Here is an 18,645-nt window from a genome sequence, read left to right as displayed (position 1 = left end):
ACCACTGCGCTCCCGACCTCGCCTTTGCCGATCCGCAGCCCGATCTCGGCGGGCTCCTAGTGAAGCCCTGACCGCGAGTTCGATCTGCTCGTTTGCCATCGCCTGCTTGCGGATTCCCACGCCAGCTTCATGAAGGAACTTCAGGACACCGCCTGTCGACAGGCTGTATCGCCTGAAATAGTTTGCCGATGCGATCGAGGTGACAGTGGGCGCTCAGGAAGGCACTCCCGACTCCGGCCCGGCGTGTGGCCCACATCTGGTGCTGCAAAGGTCTTGCAGGCGCGAGATCATGTCGGTCCGGCGCGGCTCACCATCGTCCACAGCTCATGCAATGAGGAGTGCAGAGGTGGTATGACTCGACGGGGTCACATGTTGGTTACGCATTCCTTGTGCCGCGACGGCGTATGACCCGCGAAGTCCTGAACTGTGAAGTGTGGCAAGCCCCGAAGGGGTGCGGCAGCTCGTGTGCCATCGCAGCCCCCTCCTCGATGCCGATGCCGATGCCGATGTCGTCGTGGTTGCGTGGGTGGTAGGAGACCCCGGCCGCGAGCCTTCGTTTCAGGGTGCAACCCACCTCCATGGCCGCAAGCCCTGGTCCCCGCGTAGGCAGGCCAGCCGGTAGTCGGCCTGGTGGCGGGCGTGGTCGGAGACACTGGCGTGGCGTAGCGCGAACAGGCACAACTCGAAGGATCGGACGTCGCGGATCACCGGGTAGCCCTGCCAGTCGGTGACGTCGGAGCCGTAGGCGTCGGCAAACTGTTCCCACCGCGTTGGTGGGTCCGAGAGGGTGTCGGACTGGAATGCGACGGTGGCTTGATCCCACTGCGGGGGTCCAATGCAGCAGCGTTCCAGGTCCACGACGTGTCCACCAGTGGCTGCGGCCATGGTGTTGGCCGGGGACGGGTCGCCATGGATGACACACCACGGACTCGGCCACTCCAGCACGTGCCACCGTGCCGCGAGGTTTTCGGCGTAGCCGCGCAGCCACTGTTTGTCCGTATCGTCGGTGAGGCATTGGTCGATGCGGTCGGTGAAATCAGGCAGGGTGAAGCGGGGCAGCCCGAGGTGGCTGGGCACGCGCAATGTGTGTAGCCGGGCGAGCATCGCCCCGGTTTCGGCGGCCTCGGCCGGACCGCCCGATCCGAGGTCTTCCCAGAAGGTGACAGGTCGCCCAGCCACCACGACCGGGTCGGGCACCAGCGGCTCTGGTGCGCGAACGTGATGGGAACGCAACCAGTCCGCCGCTCGTAGCTCCCGGACCGCCGTTGCCAGTTCCCCGCGCTGATGGATGCGGATGATGGTCGCGGTGTCGGTGCGCAGCATGGCGTTGTCGCGCAATCGAATCGGGTCAATCCGGGCAGCGGGGACCTGGGCTTGGGTGCAGGCCGCTCGGGCCAGTGCCACGATGTCTTTGCTTCTCATGGTGTTTCGTTTCTTCGGTCAATGGCTGGTGGCGAGTGCTGCGGCGGTCTCGAACAGGCCAGCGGAGTTGGCGCCCTTGATCAGGACCACGTCGCGACCGCGCAGACCTTCGTTGAGTAGGTCCAGCACTTGGTCTTTGGATTCGACGTGGGTGACCTGTGCGGAGCCTGCGTCGCGGGCGGCGGTGGCCATGAGCTCGGCGTGATGGCCGCCGACAGTGATCAGGGTGCCGATGCCCAGATCAGCGACCTGACGTCCGATCGTTGCGTGCAAGGCCGGTGCGGTGTCGCCGAGTTCACGCATCTCCCCGAGCACCGCGACGGTGGGCCGGAGGTCGGCGGCGATCGTGGCCAGCGACCGCAGTGCGGCTTCGACGCTTTCGGGCGAGGCGTTGAACGCATCGTTGATCACGGTGACCCCGTCAGGGCGTTCGGTGACCTCCATCCGGCTGCCCGACACCAACCCCGTGCCGTTGAGCCCTTCTGCGACAGTGGCGAATTCGACACCGGCGCTCAATGCCAGCGCGGCCGCTGCGAGTGCGTTGGTTAGATGGTGCTCACCGACCACTCCGAGGGTGACCGGCGCGGCATCGTCACCGTGGCGCAGGGTGAACTGTGGGCGGGCGCTGGCGTCGAGGGTGATGTCGGTGGCACGCACATCGGCATCGGCAGCGGTGCCGAATCGCAGGACCTGGGCGCGGGTGTGGTCGGCCATCCCCGCAACCAACGGGTCATCGGCGTTGAGGACCGCGATACCTGAGGGGTCGAGGGCTTCGACGAGTTCGCGTTTGGCGACCGCGATTGCCTCGCGGCTGCCGAATTCGCCGATGTGGGCCGAGCCGATGCCCAGGACCGCGCCGATCTGCGGGCGGGCGATGGCGGCGAGGTGGCTGATGTGGCCGCGCCCGCGCGCACCCATCTCCAACACGAGGAAGTCGGTGTCGGCCTCGACTCTCAGCACGGTGTGCGGGAAACCGATCTCGTTGTTGAACGACCGCTGGGTGGCCACGACACTGCCGTGGCGGGCCAGAATCTGGGTGAGCAGATCCTTGGTGGAGGTCTTGCCCGCCGAACCGGTGATCGCCAGCACCCGGCCGGTGTAGCGGGCGGCCACGGCGCGGGCCAGATCGCTCATCGCAGTCACCACGTCATCAACGATGACCGCCGGGGTGCCGGTCGGGCGGGATGCCAGGACCGCGACCGCGCCCTTCGCTATGGCGGCGCTTGCGAAGTCGTGGCCATCGACGCGGTTGCCGCCCAGCGCGGCAAACAGTCCGCCAGCCTCGACCTGTCGGGAGTCGAATGCCGTCGCTGCGGTGACGGTCACCTGTGCGTCGTTGACGGCGTCGAGCCGACCGCCGACCGCTTGGGCGACCTCGGTGAGGGTCATGTGGATCATGGGTTCCAACCTTTCGATTTCAGTAACCACTGTGGTGCTAGGAGCCTGGGACTAGCCCCTGCGCGGGCGGCGAGATCGGCTGTGCGCCACGATCATGCTCGCCACCGGACCGGCCTGATCGTCCGGATTACCTCGAGCCCTTTCCTCAGAGTCGGTTGCGCACGCGGGCGGTGTTGGGGCTGGCTCAAGTCCGGCACCGTTGGCCGATAGCGGCGTAAGCGCTCAGGTCCCATACGGCGGCGTGTAGCGGTTCGATGGCGTGGTCGTAGCGGCCGGGGCAGATGAGTTCGGGTCGCCATCGGTGTGGTGCGATCAGGCCGGGGGTGTGCAGTTGGTACCCGGTGAGCATCGAGGCGATGTCGTTGTGGGTGCGTGGGTGGTAGGCGATTCCGGCCGCGCGCAGGGTCTCGGTGGCTGCGTCGATGTGTTTGCCGTGCATGTCGGCGGTGATGTGGGTGAACACCAGCCATGTTCCGGTTGGTAGTGCGTGGGTCAACGCCGCGATCATCGCCGGGGCGTCCTCGATGAGTTCGGCGGTGCCAGACAGACATAGCGCTATCGGTGCTGTCGTGTCGAGGGCGGTGGTGATGGCGTCGAGTACTGCGGTGGTGTCGGTGAGGTCGATTTCGGCGGTGTGGGTGGTGTGTCCGGTCATGAGGGCGCGGGCGTGGGTGGCCGCAATCGGGTCGTTGTCGATGTACAACGTGCGTGCGGTGTAGTTGCGGTCTGCGGCGATATCGCCGATGTTGGGTGTGTGCGGGAACCCGCACCCCAGTTCCACGAACTGAGTGACCTGGTGGTGGTCGATGAGGTATCCGACCGCGCGCAGGGCGAACCGACGCGATTCGGTGATCGCGGGGCCGATCTTGCTCCGGGTCAGTTTCTCGGCGATCACATGATCGGCGGTGTAGTAGTCCTTGCCGCCCAGGATGGCGGTGTGGATGCGCGCGCTGTTGGGGCGGGACTGGTCCAAGACCGTAGCGCGGTCGGGGTCGCTCACGTGATGTCGTTTCCTCCTGTGCTGGTCGGTGGTTCTGGGTGTTTTTGGTCGTCGCGCTCTTGGGGGTCGCCATGTTGTCATGTCCGGGGTTGTTGTGGTGAAAACTGTTGTGGCGTACCAGCTATGTGGTGTCAGTCGGCAGTCGTGGCCACTGCCGGGGCCACCTTCGCACGGGCCGGGGTGAGGTGTCTCGGGACTCACCGGGGCGCGTCGACGGCCATTCAATTGGTCGAAAGTGCCTGCTGGTCGCGCAGGTCAGGGCAGTAGGTAAAGGCGCTCGTTCGGGAGTCTCGGGAGCCCGACACAGTGGCCGGAATCGACGGCGACGGTGCAGGGTCGGTGGGCGGCCATGTCTTGCACGAACACCAGAGCGGCGGTCAAGCACGCGGCGAAATCCATTCGAACACTCGGGAATTGGATTGTGAGGTGGATATCGGGTTCGTCGGGACAGGGTGAGCGACCGCCGGGGTTCATCGGGGGTGCTGCCTCGGTAAGCAAGCCAGGGCGCATTCGAGGACAACCGTTCCTGACGGCCGGAACTTGCTGATGGCCGGAGATATCCACGTGCGGGCCATCAGGGCGTCCAGCACCGGAGAGGGCAATGCGATATCGCCCTCGCGGATCACCACCACCCGCGCTCGCCACAGCCGCGCCACTTCGGCAGGGTCACCGTTCGGCCGGATATCTGAGCGGACCAAGAACGTCCACATGTTGGAGCGGGGGTGGCCGATGATCGGCAACGGCGCAACCCCGCGCACATCGAGGGCGGTTCTGACCCGTTGTGCCAGGTAGATGGGCATCATCACCGCACCGACGAACCCGGCCTTCATCGTGATCCGCCCGGTGTTGGGGTCGACCACAGTGGGCAGCGAGCACTCGTGCCGGTAGAACTCACAGCGTGATCGGGGAGTTTCGGCGTAGGCCGAGACGGGTGGGCCGGTTCTGGTCATCAGTGGGCCCCGGTAGACGCGGCCAACGGGGCGCACGGAGTGGTCGGGCTGGCCACGTCGAGCGATGTTGGTTCCGTTGTAGCGGTGACCCATCCGGCTTCACGCATCGCTTCCAGCGTTGCCACCAGATCGGCCAGTGACGGTCGGGGCGCGGAGGTCGGCGGGGTGAGGTGGCTCATCGCGCCGCCTGCCGTTGTGGGCGATGCTGTCCGACCGTAATCTGCCACTTCGCTTGCCGGTTCTGGAAGGCGTCGCCGTTGTCGCGCAATGCGTGCAGGACACGCACCACACGCCACCTCGGCGCGTTCAGGTTGAGGGCGATCGTGTCGGCGGTCAGCAGCCCGCCGGGTCTCAGGAGAGCGAAAACATCGGCTTCGAGGGTGGTTGTCATCGGTCACCTCGGTAGGCTCGGCGATATTTTGGGGTCGTTCGGTGGCGGCGATGGCTTGGCAAACCCGGCTATCGGTCGGCATCGCCTGAGCCCCGTCGGTGGGGCACGTTGGTGCCGCGTCCGCTGAGGGAACGCTGTGTCGAACAGTGGTTGCCATCGTTCGGTCTCTCCGCTCGATCCGGGCCGGGTCTTCCCGTTACCCACATCCAGGAAACGGGCTGCCTACACTGTTCGGAAAGGTGGCAAATAGTGGGGCACGCGATTTGCCATACCTGCGCGGTAGGCCCGAACCGACCCGCAAAGTGGAGGGGCGCTCATGACAGATCCGACGACCGAACCCGAGCGGACGCCGGGCGACATCGCGAATCACCTTGCGCGGGAAATCAAACGCCGACGCCTTGATGCGGGCCTCAGCCAGCGCGGACTGGCGGCCGCGACGGGCTACACACGTCAGTACGTCTCAATGACGGAATGGGAAGACGCCAATCTGCCGTCTCAGGAACTGATCGCCGCAATTGACACCGCAGTCGGCGCGAACGGTGACCTCGTTGCCATCCGCGTCGAAGCGAAAAGCACTAGACACCAATCCCGCCGACGATCGGATCCGGTGGCGGCCGAGCCGGAAACCGGTTCGGCCGGTTCGGCCCGATTGCCGGTCCTCATCTCTACCGAGTTGGGTTCGGACCGAGCGTTCGATTCCGGCTCGACCACATCGCTGATGCGATCGCGCGCTGTATCGGAGAGGTCCATCGGGAGTTTCGCGGCCGTCACCGATCTATTGGCTAGCCAGCGTCAAAGCATCGCCCCTGATGCTCTGATCGGACCGATCGAAGCTCATCGAGACGCGGTGGCCGCCCTGTTCCGTGCTGCGACCGACGATCGCAGCAAGCAACGCGCGGGGGCGCTTCTAGGGGAAACATCGGTTGTGGCGAGCCGGGTTTGGAGCGCCATCGGTGACAGGTCGATGGCTCTCACGCACTGCGCATTCGCCCGAAGGCTTGCAGACCAGTTGCAAGACAAGACGATGGGTGGGATCGCGCGCATATTCGAGAGCAACCTGAGGTCTGATGCTGCAACGTTGATCAGCTCGGATGGTGATGTGGTTATCGGGCTCCGGATACTGAAGGAGGCCGCCAACGTCTCCGATTTTCTGCCACCCGCCGCGCGAGCGCGGATCGGGGCTGAGCAAGCGCAAGCCTATGCAGTGCTGGAACTTCGGGAGGAATGCGAGGCAGCGCTAATTCGTGCCCAACGTGCTGCCGAGGACATTGACGAGAACGATCGTGCGGGACTGTTCAGCGACTGGAACACCACCCGCATTCAGGTCTATGTCGGCACATGCCAACTCCTCCTCGGCCAACCGAAGCGCGCGATTGCAGCACTCACCGAAGCGTTGAACACACCCGCAGGGGACAGCCCAAGCGTCGACCTCGCCGCGAGGGTAGACCTCGCCAGTGCCTATGCACTGTCCGGCGAGCTGGAAGAGGGCTGCCGAATTCTCGGCGACACCTACGACGCGCTGGCGACCATGGGCAACCAACGCGGACTCGAACGCGCACAAAGAGCTATCGAAAGGATGGCTTCATGGCATGACGAACGACCCGTCCTCGCGATGCGGGAACGGGTCGACAGCATCAACGGCTACTGATCGACCCCATGGTCGCGCGGATCGCCTGCAAAACCGTGTCAGGCTCTAGCCGATCGACAATCGCATCGGGTGAATGCTCCGACAACTCCTCGGATGTCAGTCTGTGCGCTACGGCGACAACGCCGAATCCCGCGTGGCGAGCGGTCGCGATATCGTTCGGCGCATCGCCGATGATGACCGTACGTGCCGGGTCGAGCGGGTACCCGAACCTCGCTTGGAATCGGTCGGCAACGAAGGCGGGCAGGTCGAACCTGTCTCGCGCATCCGAGCCGAAAGCGCCGATGTCCAGGTCGAGGTGTGAGTCGAGGCCCGCAACCGCAAGTTTGAATTCGGCTGAGACCCGCAGGTTTCCGGTGAGCGCGGTCTGAACGTACCCGTGTTCTGCCAAGGCTGCGATGGTGCGAGCAGCACCGGGGTATGCGGCCTGGTCGCGGGCAAGTTCGGCCTCACCGTGTGACATGACGTCCATCAGTACGTCGGCGTAGCGGCTGAATCCTTCTTCTGCTGCCTCGTCGGTGACCCCTGAGGCGATGGCGGTGTCGACGACGATTGATTCGTCGGTGTAGCCGTGCACGCGCGAAGTGGGGAAAACGACGGCGGACTCGTCAAGGTTGTATGTGCTGGCCACGGCCCGCCGTAGCCAGCGCAAGTCCGCGGGGATCAGTGTTCCGTCGACATCCCAGACAACGAGTCCCGCATGTGTCTCACCCATGCTCACGGATTCTTGCAGACTGTGTTGTCTCCCGCTGTGCGCACCCAATCACTGCGGGGGCGCTCGCATCTGCCCGGTGGGTGCCGATGGGCGAGACCTACGACGGCCTACCAGTCGATTCCGTGACCAGGGTCGGGTCCCTGGCTGCCGTAGGGGTCGAATTCATCGACGCAGTGGTCATATGTGGAGTATTCGGCGTTGTCGCCGGGTGTGGCGGCGTCGATTGCGTTCGCGATGGCCGATCCGATCGGGTCTGGTTCGTCGGCTTGTTCGACTGCGCCGGACGGTATGGGTGCAGGCGGGTTGTGGTGGTCGGTTGTGTGGTCGGTGTCGGGACCATGGATGTCGGTGTCGGCGATTTCCAGGCGTGCCCAGAGTGCGGCGGCGGGCATCTCGTCGGGTAGTGGCCGAGCGCCGGCGGCGTCGGTGAGCTGGCGTTCTATGTCGATGCCGGCTCGGGCGGCGGCGTCGATGTGGGAGGCGATGACTGGCCAGGTCGGGTCGGTGCTGATGCGGGGGTCGATGCGGTCGACCGTGGCGGCCCACCGGTGTTGGGGTAGGCGAGTGTTGCTGGTTATCTCGAGGATGCGGCGGTGCAAGTGTTGTTGGTGAGCGCGTTCGATCGCGGTGTGCCGGGTGGGTCCGGTCGGGCGGTGGTCAGAGTCGGGGACGTGGAGACTTGCGCGCCAGATCGCGAGGTCGGCCACGAGTTCGGAGTCAGTTCCGAGTAGTCCTCGCGCCCATCGCGGGGCGGTGGCGGGGGTCCAAGCGCGGGCGGTGTCGCTGATCTGTCCAGCGAGTTCGGCCACGATCCGTTCCCGCGCTTGCACGGGCGCGATGTCGGCGTCGGTGGTGTGGGCATCACTGGGGAGTCCTGGCGTCCAGGCCAGCGGGCCGGGCCCGGCGGAATGGTTGCCGGTGGGGTCGAGCCGCCAGTCCAGTACGGCGGCGGGGTCGCTCACGGTGTCGAGTTCGCGGGCGGCGATGGCGGTGCGTAGTTCGGTGATCGGGTCAGCCCCGCCAAGGGCGAGCATGGCCAGGTGTTGACGCAGGACCGGGTAGGCGGGGCTCTCGGTCAACCCCGGTACGAGTTGGTCGGCTATCCGGTCGATGGTGTCGAGTCGTGTTGTGCCGATGGCATTTTCGGCGGTCATGCCGAGTGTATCGAGGTAGATGTCGACGGCGCGCCCGATGCGGCGTGAGGGGTCGAGCGCGTCGCGTAGTTCGGTGTGGGCTGATTTGCGGGCTCCGTCGCGGTCGAGAACGTGGTGGAGGTGTTCGACGGCGGTTCGAGGGTAGTGGGCGGGCAGGGTGTAGATGTCGCCTTCTTCGCCGTCGAGCGCGGTGGCGATATAGGCGTGGTTGGCATGGCGCCCGCGCGTCATCGCCACGTAGAACTGTTGGCGTGATTCACGCCCGGACAGCGCGACGTGGCAGGTATCGGCGGTGATGCCTTGGGCGGAATCGATGGTGGCGGCGTAGCCCAGGTGCAGGTGTTCGCGCACGTACTCACCTGGCAAACGCACGACGGTCCTGGTGTCGCGGCCGCGCACGCGCCGGATGACGGTTACCGCGTCGTCGGGGTGGACCTGCTGAATGGTCCAGGTGTAGCCGTTACGCACCCAGTCGCGGGCACCCAAACGTAGGCGGGGGTCGTTGCGGCGGGTGCGGACGGTGTCACCGGTAGAGGCCACCAACCCGTCAGCGAGGAATACGTGCGCATCGGCGGGCGTGCCGGTAGGTGCGCCTGTCGCTGTATTGGTGCGGGAGTGGCCCGTTCCCAATGAATGAGACCACTCGGTATTAGAGTCCCGTTGGCCCTGGTGAGGGCTGGAAGGGACACTGAGGGACATGGCAGGACGTAAGCGGCATTCCGCGGAGGACATCGTGCGGAAGCTGCGCCGTGCCGACGAGCTCGCTGCCGCTGGGCAGACGGGTGAGCAGATCGCTGCTGATCTGGGAGTGTCGGCGGCGACGTTGTATAACTGGCGCCGCCAGTACGGCGGGGTGGACACCGATGCCGCGAAGGAGCTCAAGGAACTGCGTGAGCAGAACGCGAGGTTGAAGCGGCTGCTGGCGGACGCGGAGCTGGAGAAGGACGCGCTGCGGGAGATCGCGAGGGGAAAATTTTAGGCCCGGCCAGCAAGCGGCGGGCTGTTGACATGCTCAAACAGGTGATGGGCATGTCGGAACGGTTCGCGTGCAAGGTGGTTGGGCTGCATCGGTCCACGTATCGGCAGCTGCCAGCTGCGCAGACCCCCGCCGATCCGGATGTCGGGTTGCGGGTCTGGCTGCGTTCCTATGCCACGAAACATCAAGGGCACGGGTTCCGGCGTGCGTGGGCGGCGCTGCGGTTCGATGAGGGCTCGCAGGTGAACAAGAAGAGGGTGCACCGGCTCTGGCGGGAGGAAGGCTTGCAGGTGCGGGCGCACTCGCCACGCAAGCGGGCGGGGTGCTCGACTACGCCGCTGGTTGATGCGGATGCACCGAAGGTGGTGTGGGCGTTGGACTTTCAGTTCGACTCCACCACGGATGGGCGCGCGGTGAAGATCGCTTCGATGATCGACGAGCACACCCGTGAATCGCTGCTTCACCTGGTGGAGCGCTCGATCACCGCCGAGCGGCTGGTGGCCGAGTTGCAGGAGGTGTTCACCGCGCGCGCTGGGCCACCGAAGGTGCTGCGTATGGACAACGGTCCTGAAATGATTTCCCATGCGCTGCAACAGTTCTGCGCCGACCGGGTAGGGATCGTCTATATCCCGCCCGGCACGCCGTGGAACAACGGCCATATCGAATCGTTCAACCGGCGGTTACGCAGCGAGTGCCTCAACCGCAACCACTGGACGAGCCTGCTCGAGGCCCGCGTCGTGATCGGCGACTTCAAGGACGAACACAACCGACGGCATCGGCATTCGGCGCTGGGCTATCTGACCCCTGCCGAGTACGCTGCCCGCTGCAGCCACACCCACCACCCCGTGGCCTGCAGCATCAACTGAATCCGGACGAAACAACCCGGACTCCAATGCCGGGTGGTCGCCTTATCGGGGACTGGTCAGGAGATTCGGTCGGCGCGGGCGCGCAAGTTCAGGGCGGTCACGATGTCGTGGGTAGGGGCCAACATCACCGCATCTGCCCCGTTGTCGATGTCGTCGGCCCAGGCTCGGTAGGTGCCTTCGTAGACAGTGCCCAGGTGCCCGGCGTGGATGCGGCCGTTGTCCAGATACCAAGCCAACGCTGTCGGATCACCGTCGCGTATCCCTTTCGACGCCAACGCTTCGCCTCGGCTGGCGAACCGCACCACATCGGAAAGGGTCGGTGCTTGCTGTGGTGAAGCGTGGGCCATGTCGGTGTGCACGCCACCGGCATCGATGGCCGAGAGTTGCTGGTCGTCGCCGATGCATCGCACGGTCGCCCCGCGTCCGGTCAGATACCGGAGCAGTTGCAGGCGTTTGGTGGTCGGCAAGGTGACGTGTTCATCGATGATCACCAACGTGGTGTCGTTGATGTCGAGTACCCATTGCGGCAGGACCGGCGGGTACTCGCAGGTCATTGCGGCCGGGTGGTGGCGGTCGATGACGGTCAAGAGTTTGTCCACGGTTTCGGCGCGCGTGCCGATCGACTCCCCGAGGACGGACGCGGCGGCGGCTGTGGGTGCCATGCCCAGCACGGTTCCGCCGCCGGATTCCCATGCGGCGGTGAGTACTTGCATTGCGGTGGTCTTGCCGGTTCCGGCGGGGGCGTTGGCGGTGTGGACACGCATTCCGGCGGTCGCGAACGATTCGATGACACGGATTTGGCCGGGGTTCAAGGGTTGGTCGGGGTGTGCGGTGTTGTAGTCATTCACCGCGTTGAATACCCATCCGGGGCCCAGGATGTGTCCGCCGGGCTCGACTGAGAGCGCGATGAGTTCGGCTTCGCCAGCCAACGTGGATTCGGTGGTGTAGGTCTGGGAGTTCGCGCGGGTGTGCATCGGGGTGCCGTCGTGGCGGCGTAACCATGCCGGGACCGCGCGCAGGTCGGGTTGCTCGGTGAGGTCGGGGTCACCGCGTGCGACCACCGAGGACGACGGCAGTGCCTGCGCGACAACCTCGCTCGCGAGTCGGGACCAGTCCGCGGGAGCGACGTTCCCGCGGATTTGGCGTTCTACTTCGGCCCGGAGGTTGAACTCCCGCCAGGTGGTGTGTTTGTCCGAGACCGCCGCTAACGCTTGGTCGGCGAGGTGGGTGATGAACGCACGGTCCGGTGCCGGACGTGGGATCTGTGGGGCTGCCATGGCACGCGGAACGATGTCGGCCACGACGTCGGGGCTGCCGAGGAGTGCTTCGGCTTGGGCACGCCAGGTCGCGCGTTGCTCGGAACGCGAACCCGGAACATGCTTGCCGGGGCGGGTTTCCAGGGTGGCGCGCTGGGCGAGGTCGTGCACTTCGTCGGGGGCGGGTTCGCGCCCGAACGTGGTGTGAAACGCAGCGGTAAGGGTGTCGAGTCGGGCGATGATCACGGCCCCACGCCGCGACCAATGGTGGATCAGCGACAGGGGAACGCCGACGATTTCGCGGACACGGACTTGATCGGCGCTGCGGTCGGGGCGGGTTTCGAACTGCACTCCCAGCGTGGTTTCCAAGTGGTGTTCGATGCGGGTGTCATAGATTTCTGACACCGTGACCACCGCTTCGTGGATGAGGGAGCCGTAAATGGTGCGCCACTTGCCGTCCACTGTTCGGACGCGGTTGGCGATCAGGACGTGGGTGTGCAGGTCGGGATCGCCCGCGCGTGAGTCGCGGTGGGTGAACGTCGCGGCGATCGTGCCTTGCACGTCGACTTGTCGAATCCCGTTGCGGCCCAACCGGGTGAACAGCGCATTGTCTTCCAACCAGGTCAATGCCTCGGTCAAGGCGTCGCGGTGAGCGGTCTCGATCACCTGCGCCAACTCCGGTGTAGCGATCGCCCAGAGTGCTGAAATGCTCTTGACGGGGCTGAAGGTGAAGTCGAAACCGGCCACCGCTGTGCGGTCGGCGCGCGAGTTTTTCGCGACCCACCCTGACAGTTCGCGGGAGTCCAGCGGTGCGCGCCCGTACTCGGTGGTGAACATTTCGGTGGCTACTTCGGTGCGGATACGCGCGCGTTCGGAGTCGGGGATACGGGCGGTGACGCACGCGCCTTGGCTGGTGTTGTGGTCGCGGTATGCCTGGGCCTTGGCCTCGCGAAACCCCGAGGTCGTGGTGTAGACCGCATACCGGTTGCCGAGTTTGGTTGCTTTGTCGGCCAGTCGGGCAGCGTGGGCGGGCCTTACACCGGCATTGCGGTGGCGGGCCTCGACGCGTTCGCGGACCTGATCGGCGTTCGGGTGCATCCCAGCTCCGAACAAATTCTTCATCTGGTCTTCGGTGACCTCGGTGCCCGGAGTGATGTCGAGGGCGGTAAGCCCTGTGCCATGCCAGGTTCCGGGGGCTTCGCCGTGCTCGTTGTAGTACTCGGACAAGGATGATCGCCCGCGCGCTGTGGTGTCGTTGGCGGCGGTGTTGCGCAGGTAGTACTCGTAGCCGTTGCCTGCGGCGACCTTGTGCATGGTCGCGACCATGCCTCCATGAGGCACCGACAATCCCACCAGTTCAAGCCCCTTATCCTGTGAATCTGCTTGGCGTGTGGGCATTCCCGTTGGTCATTACCGAATCGTTACCCTCGGATGAAAGACGTCTGAATGTGAAGGAGGGGAAAATAGGGGTAGGGGGTATATGGGGGTGAGGGTGAGAGTTGTGGTGTTCGGGGATAGTTGGCGAAGTTCAGATGTAGTTGGCGAGGGAGTGGCGAAGTTCAGGTTTAGTTGGCGAGGCGTGGGTGAGCTCCCCGCAGGGCAAGTGGCATGGAGCCGCGAGTAGGCCTCGTCCTGCGAGGGTGCGCTGGCTGGGGAAGGGGCGCACGTCATCCCGCCGAAGGGGTGAGGTACGAGCGCTCCGCCGGGTTCAGTCGATCCCGTTTTCGGGTGGTCGGCGGCGGTTTCCTTCGGGGGTGAAGACGAAGGAATCTACAAACGGGCCGGAGCCGCAGCGGATCGCAAGCAGGATCGGGTCGGCGTACATCGGTGGCCAAGTTGGTTGCGTGTCCGAATCGACACCGTTCCACAGATGGAAGATCGCCATCGGATCGGACTTGTCTGCGGTTGCGTAGGCCAGCGTCTTCTCATACAGGGGGTTGGTTCCGCCGAACAGCACACTGGGTTGACCGAATGCGTCGACAACATCGCTCCAGGTGTGGTCTTGTTCGGCAAACGGTTCGATCGAGGCGCGCAACCTGGCGTATTCGTCTGGTGTCAATGTCCGATCCAATCTGAGCCAGCCGCGGTTCCGGGCGGCTTCGGCATACATCGACGGCAAAGCCGATTTCAGGTTGTCCGGTAGCAGGCGCCCGAGGGCACCCTGGGCACCGGTTGGGGTGAAAGCGTCCCGATCGCGCCATGACTCATAGATGTCTCCTACCCCGTGGCCTTCGCCCTCGAGGTAGAAGAGGTGATCGAATAGTGTCCACAGGGAAGGCTCCCCGCCGAACATGCCCAGTCGTCGCAGCATGTTGTTGACCTGGTCGATCAGGTACATGTGCATTTCGTGCGCCGAGCGGACCATCAGATTGTTCCGTCCTCCTCGCGGCTGCCGTGGCTGGCCTGGCACATCAAATCGTATGTTCTGCGCGGATCATGTTCCCATGCATGGATCGTTGGGGTTTGAGCAAGACATGTTGCACGCTACGGCTGGAGGCGGCGTCGCCGGTTCGCCGGTTCGCGGCCTATCGAGGGCAACGGCACCTATCGGGGCGCTGATGGTCGGCTACCGACGAGCGGCATGTCGGGTTCGAGTCGTGGTTGGAGCGCGACCATCTGATGGGGGTGACCGGCCCGTTCGCCGATACGTCTGAACAACATCGGACTCGAATCGTTCACCACTACAGGCGAACTCCAGCACATAGAACTCAGCGCTCGCCAACGAAATCCGGAACGGACAAGCGTTGTGCCCTGTCCAGGTTTAGTCGGCGAAGTCCAGATGTAATTGGCGAGTTGTTGGCGAAGTCCAGGTGTGGTTGGCGAGGAGGGGCGCGTGAGGTCGCCGGCGGGCTGGTCGTGAACCCGACCTGAAGTCTCGGTCCTGGAGCGCGCGCCCATCGGCCGCGAGCTGAGGCAGCACCGGCGTGGGTGGTGCTAGCGGACTTCGGACATGTGTGATCGAACTCGGTTGTGTCCGTGGCGTAGTGGTTGAGCAACCACCGCGCGTGAGGTTTGGCGGGGCCGAGTGAGTCCGGGGAGGATGCTCGATATGTCGAGCATCCTCACGCCTACGCGCTGGGCCGCCATCGCCAACCGAACCGGCACGCTCATCGGCCGCACGGTGAAGGCGGGCGGCAACGGGCGGGACCGGGAAGAACATGCGTGGCCGTCAGCACATGCACCTGGTGCGGACCAGGTGGGCAGAATGGCCGGGACAAGAAGCCGATTGGTGCGGGCCGTTGCCATCACCGTTGCCTTGCCGGGGCTGATCGTCGGCTGTGGTGCGGATCTCGAGCAGTCGCCGCGTTCGGAGAAGATCGTGTTCGATGGTGACCGGTACTCGATCTTCACGATGAATCCCGACGGCACCGAGGTCACCCGGATCGCCGAGGGCACGTGTCCGAGCTTTGCCCCTGACGGTTCGAAAATCGTCGTCGGTGGGTATTCGATCTCGGTAATGGATCCCGACGGCGGCAATGTCACTAAACTCGCCCGCGGCGGGGACCCTGCGCTCTCTCCCAACGGCAGCGATGTCACGAAACTCGCCCACGGTGGGTACGGGTGCCCTACGTTCTCTGCCGACGGCACCAGGATCGCGTTCACTCGTGGCCGCGTCGTCTATGTGATGAATGCCGATGGCGCCGCGCTGAAGCAACTCATCGTCAACCCCGATCCGTCCGGCCCCTTCCCCGGCAACGTCATCCCCGACATCGTCATCCCCGGCATCGGCGCCCCCGACATCGTCATCCCCGGCGCCAGCATCCCCGTTCCGTCCGGTGGCTTCCCCGTCGAGGACCCTGACGGTGTGGCCTCGACGGACCGTCCCGCATTCTCACCGGACGGTTCGAAGATCCTGTTCGCCAGACCCTCCGGAATTATCTGGGTGATGGCATCCGACGGGACCGGCGCACGGCCGCTGCTGCCGGATGAACCGTATGTCAATTCCACACCGGTCTTCACCCCGGACGGAGCCGGGATCGTCTTCGCCAGCAACCGCGCTTGGAATGGCCGGGGCGGGATCTACGTGATGGATGTCGATGGTCAGAACATCCGACTGCTCACCGACGACGCAACAAACCCGTCGTTCTCGCCGGACGGCACGAAGATCATCTACCACCGTCGCACCCGTGATCCAGCATCCACACAAGGAGCCATGTTCTCGGAGATGTGGGTGATGAACCGCGACGGCAGCAACCCGCACCGTCTCATCGATCCGAAACAATCTGTGCAGCACGCCGATTGGTCCAGTTGGGGCAGAAGAACCGGTTCGTGACCGAGGACGAAAATCCACCGACAAGTGGGTAAGAGATCAGCGATATCGCAACCGGGCCACGGAAGCCGCCACCTATCTCTGGACGGTTGGAGCTCAGTCTGTCCGGACTTGGTTGGCGAACCACAGCTCGCCAGCGCGACCACTCGCCACGTTTCTGCGGAACGGACAGAGGGTGAGAGTAGCTGTGTGGGTGGGGCATTGATGGGGTGGGGTGAGATGTTTTGCGGGGGTGTGGGTGTGAGGGGGATGTGTTGGGTGCGGGTGGGGTGGGTCGGTCAGGCTGGGGCGGTGAATCCGGTGCGCCTGGCGAACGGGCGCGCGCCGGACGGACCCGCGCGCCCGACGACGGCGGGTCGGGCTCGCGCGGCGACCGCGAACGCGCCGACCGGGACCACTGTTGATCAACAGGCATACTCGAAGAGGGAGGATCAGCAGGCTGGCCGGGACAAGACGAAAGGACACCAATGTCCAGCCACAACAGAAAATCTCGTCCACACACCGGCCGGTCCGGTGTCTCTCAGTCCGGCCGACCTGACGGGCAGGCCCCACCTCCGGCCGACAACCCGGCAACCTCGGCACCGGCGGATAGTGCGGCCACCGATGGCGCGGACTCCGATCACACCGGTACCGCAGCGACGCCACAGCAACCCGCAGCGCACAACAACACCGCCGGGCAAAGGCTCGCCCTGATCGGACCGACCAGCGAAGCCACACGCCGCTGGGTCGCCGAAAGCAGGACGCGGCAAGGGCTCACACCCCACATCACCGACCCCATCGTCCTCGAATCACTCGCGCTGTTCCTGCGCAACGCACTCGACACCCTCGACCGGGACCGCCGACGCGACGACACGTGAGGCACTCACAACTTCCGCCACACGATCTCGACCGAGGACCTATCGAACCGCCACACGCGCCCGTTCTGGTCTTCCCACTTCGCGGCGTAGATGTTCGCGGACCGCACGATCACTTTCTCGATCACACGGGCGGCGGCCTCGTGGCGCCACCGCGAACCCTTGCTCGCCCATGCCTTGCGCAATTCGCCGGGCGTGGAGCCGATATCGGCCAACACCGCCAACGCCTGACTACTGCGCAACGAATCCTGTTCGGCACGTAGCGTCTTCAAACTGGCTTTGAGTCCGGTGATCGTGCGATCGATAACCCGCAAGTCGAACTCGTCGCCCGCACCGCTCAACACCTCGGTCCGCCGGTCGGCCTCGGCATCAAGATTGCCTGCGGTGGTCTCGATCCGTTGCTGCAGCGCCGCGATCCGCTCGGCATTGTCGTTGCCGCGATCCAGACGCGCGAGAATGTCGGGGTTCTCGTACTCGGCGATCACCGCTTGCGCCACGAACGTCTCCAACGCGTTCGCGTCGCGGAACACCCGCCCACACGCACACGCGACGTTGAACCCGTCCTTGGACCGGCACCCGTAGCGACGCTGAACCGTGGTCCCGTTCTTGCGCTTGCGTTCCAGCGCCGAACCGACCAACCAACCCCCGCAATACTCACCCGCGCGGTCGGTGTCTTCTTTCCACGTACCGCCACACTCGGCGAACCCGGTCAACCAATACTCACCGTTGCGTTGCCGGGGCCGCTCGGGATTCTTGGACCGGCGGTGCGCGGTCACCGCCGCACGCATCGCGTCATGCTCGGCGCGAGTGAAGATCGCGGGCCACTGCCCACGATGCCGGGTACCGCTGCGCTCGTGGAACCGAATACCGTTGCCTTCGGGATTGTTCAGGCATTCGCAACGGTCACCGTTGGCGTCGGTATGCTCGCCCAGGTCGTAGGCTACATACGCTTCCAACAGCAATTGCTTGGACAGCTTGCCCACCCGCCACCGATCACCCTCGGACGTGGTCACACCCCGCGTGTTCCAGTCGGTAATGATCGTGGTCTGCGTCTCACCGTTGATCAAACGGTCACGGCCTTCCCGCAACACCGCGACTTCCTCTTCACGCAACGCGCACCGGTCCAGGATCTCGGCACCGGTGATCGGATGCGTCCCCGCCACTTTCCCGTAGCCGAAGCGGCGCGAACCGCCCTGCATGACTCCCTTCGCGGCTTCCTCGCTCATCCGCTCCAACAAATTCTCGGTGTTGACCTCGCGGTACTCGACCGCCTCGGCCACCGCCACCATGAAATTCTTCCGACCCGCACCGGTGGTCAGGTCGTAGTCGGTGGCGTTGACGAAGCAGTACCGCACACCCTCATCACGGCCCAGCTTCATCAACTCGTTGCCCAGGTCGTAGTCACGGGTCAACCGGGACACATCGCGAGCAAGAACGACTTTGGCCGGACCACCGGTGGCCAACCCCAACACTTCCCGCAGGGCGGGCCGGTCCGGGTCGGCCCCGGACATGTCGTTGTCACAGAAGATCCGCGCCAACGGAAACTTCTTGCGGTTGGCGTGCTTTACCTGGTTTTTCGCTTGCAGGTGCACGCCCTCGGCGCGGTCCTTCTCGTCACGGGAAATCCGCACATAGCCATACACCCACTGAGCAGGATCGATATCGGCGACAGCACCAGCCAAAACGGTGTTGATCTCGGTGAGCCAAGCAGGTTCGGTCTGGGTCCTTGTCTTCGATCGCGTCATGTA

At 64.9% G+C, this 18,645-nt stretch carries 14 protein-coding genes; 4 read left to right on the top strand and 10 right to left on the bottom strand.

The window, feature by feature from the left end; translation table 11 throughout:
• Positions 1-558: 558 nt before the first annotated feature.
• The 5 genes from OHB12_RS17400 to OHB12_RS17380 form a co-directional block, all read right to left on the bottom strand.
• Positions 559-1,422: a phosphotransferase enzyme family protein gene (locus tag OHB12_RS17400; RefSeq protein WP_327109670.1), complete on the bottom strand. Its 864-nt coding sequence runs from the start codon at positions 1,420-1,422 to the stop codon at positions 559-561.
• Positions 1,423-1,440: 18 nt separating this feature from the next.
• Positions 1,441-2,820: a UDP-N-acetylmuramoyl-tripeptide--D-alanyl-D-alanine ligase gene (locus OHB12_RS17395; protein WP_327109669.1), complete on the bottom strand. Its 1,380-nt coding sequence runs from the start codon at positions 2,818-2,820 to the stop codon at positions 1,441-1,443.
• 184 nt (positions 2,821-3,004) lie between these two features.
• A complete protein-coding gene (locus OHB12_RS17390) occupies positions 3,005-3,820 on the bottom strand; it encodes an SAM-dependent methyltransferase (RefSeq protein ID WP_327109668.1) in 816 nt (271 codons plus the stop codon).
• A 470-nt stretch (positions 3,821-4,290) separates the two neighbouring features.
• Positions 4,291-4,770, bottom strand: coding sequence for a DNA-directed RNA polymerase subunit beta (locus OHB12_RS17385; protein ID WP_327109667.1), 480 nt, complete (start codon positions 4,768-4,770; stop codon positions 4,291-4,293).
• Between the two features lie 175 nt (positions 4,771-4,945).
• The gene (locus OHB12_RS17380; protein WP_327109666.1) at positions 4,946-5,161 is read right to left on the bottom strand and encodes a hypothetical protein; all 216 of its coding nucleotides are present in this window, start codon (positions 5,159-5,161) and stop codon (positions 4,946-4,948) included.
• A gap of 316 nt (positions 5,162-5,477) precedes the next feature.
• On the opposite strand from OHB12_RS17380, the gene OHB12_RS17375 reads away from it, so the two are divergent.
• Positions 5,478-6,809, top strand: a complete 1,332-nt coding sequence (locus OHB12_RS17375) for a helix-turn-helix domain-containing protein (RefSeq protein ID WP_327109665.1) — start codon at positions 5,478-5,480, stop codon at positions 6,807-6,809.
• Here OHB12_RS17375 and OHB12_RS17370 read toward each other — a convergent pair.
• Complete coding sequence (locus tag OHB12_RS17370) at positions 6,796-7,521, bottom strand: HAD family hydrolase (protein ID WP_327109664.1); 726 nt, start codon at positions 7,519-7,521, stop codon at positions 6,796-6,798. The genes OHB12_RS17375 and OHB12_RS17370 overlap by 14 nt on opposite strands.
• A 107-nt stretch (positions 7,522-7,628) precedes the next feature.
• Positions 7,629-9,215 (bottom strand): hypothetical protein, encoded by a 1,587-nt coding sequence (locus OHB12_RS17365; protein WP_327109663.1) that lies wholly within the window; start codon positions 9,213-9,215, stop codon positions 7,629-7,631.
• 157 nt (positions 9,216-9,372) lie between these two features.
• Here OHB12_RS17365 and OHB12_RS17360 point away from each other — a divergent pair.
• Positions 9,373-10,517, top strand: a protein-coding gene (locus OHB12_RS17360) for an IS3 family transposase (RefSeq protein WP_327109662.1) whose coding sequence is annotated in 2 segments (ribosomal slippage) — positions 9,373-9,649 and positions 9,649-10,517 — 1,146 coding nt in all. Because the reading frame shifts where the segments join, the coding sequence is not laid out codon by codon here.
• 56 nt (positions 10,518-10,573) lie between these two features.
• Here OHB12_RS17360 and mobF read toward each other — a convergent pair.
• Positions 10,574-13,114 carry a MobF family relaxase gene (mobF, locus tag OHB12_RS17355; RefSeq protein ID WP_327109661.1) on the bottom strand — a complete coding sequence of 847 codons (2,541 nt, stop codon included), beginning with the start codon at positions 13,112-13,114 and terminating at the stop codon, positions 10,574-10,576.
• Between the two features lie 367 nt (positions 13,115-13,481).
• Positions 13,482-14,111 carry a hypothetical protein gene (locus OHB12_RS17350; RefSeq protein WP_327109660.1) on the bottom strand — a complete coding sequence of 210 codons (630 nt, stop codon included), beginning with the start codon at positions 14,109-14,111 and terminating at the stop codon, positions 13,482-13,484.
• 711 nt (positions 14,112-14,822) lie between these two features.
• On the opposite strand from OHB12_RS17350, the gene OHB12_RS17345 reads away from it, so the two are divergent.
• On the top strand, positions 14,823-16,046 hold the full coding sequence (locus OHB12_RS17345) for a hypothetical protein (RefSeq protein ID WP_327109659.1): 1,224 nt from the start codon (positions 14,823-14,825) through the stop codon (positions 16,044-16,046).
• A gap of 464 nt (positions 16,047-16,510) precedes the next feature.
• Positions 16,511-16,900: a hypothetical protein gene (locus OHB12_RS17340; protein ID WP_327109658.1), complete on the top strand. Its 390-nt coding sequence runs from the start codon at positions 16,511-16,513 to the stop codon at positions 16,898-16,900.
• A gap of 5 nt (positions 16,901-16,905) precedes the next feature.
• Here the strand turns inward: OHB12_RS17340 and OHB12_RS17335 are convergent, their stop codons facing one another.
• Positions 16,906-18,642 carry a recombinase family protein gene (locus OHB12_RS17335; RefSeq protein ID WP_327109657.1) on the bottom strand — a complete coding sequence of 579 codons (1,737 nt, stop codon included), beginning with the start codon at positions 18,640-18,642 and terminating at the stop codon, positions 16,906-16,908.
• Positions 18,643-18,645: the final 3 nt, after the last annotated feature.

Origin of the sequence: Nocardia sp. NBC_01730, from assembly GCF_035920445.1 — a bacterium.
In the GTDB taxonomy this organism is placed as follows: domain Bacteria; phylum Actinomycetota; class Actinomycetes; order Mycobacteriales; family Mycobacteriaceae; genus Nocardia.
This window is presented reverse-complemented; position numbering and strand designations above follow the sequence as displayed.